At 47.4% G+C, this 249-nt stretch carries 1 protein-coding gene; it reads right to left on the bottom strand.

Going from position 1 to position 249, the window contains the following annotated elements; translation table 11 throughout:
• A partial coding sequence (locus R0J87_RS23025; RefSeq protein WP_498889265.1) for a hypothetical protein occupies positions 1-249 on the bottom strand: 249 nt, incomplete at both ends.

The following is a 249-nucleotide window of genomic DNA, read 5'->3' as shown; positions in this document are numbered from 1 at the left end:
CCACCCATTCTTGGTTAAAAACCACTTGGTAAATGGGATTATAAACTTGTAAGTATCCTTGCCTTTTGACCACTAGCCCAGAGAGGAGCAGTTCAATCACTTCTGAGGAGTCGTCAGCGGGAATTTTACCCCTTTGCAGAATTTGGAGATAAAGTCCGAGGAGACCACTCGCCCGTTGCTCACTACGCAGCACGCGATCGCGAATCGTTCTTAAATGAGGAGGTTCGTCTTGAGATGCCCAGTTATCCA

This window comes from Halomonas sp. SIMBA_159 (assembly GCF_046536035.1).
GTDB classification, from domain to species: domain Bacteria; phylum Pseudomonadota; class Gammaproteobacteria; order Pseudomonadales; family Halomonadaceae; genus Vreelandella; species Vreelandella venusta_A.
This window is presented reverse-complemented; position numbering and strand designations above follow the sequence as displayed.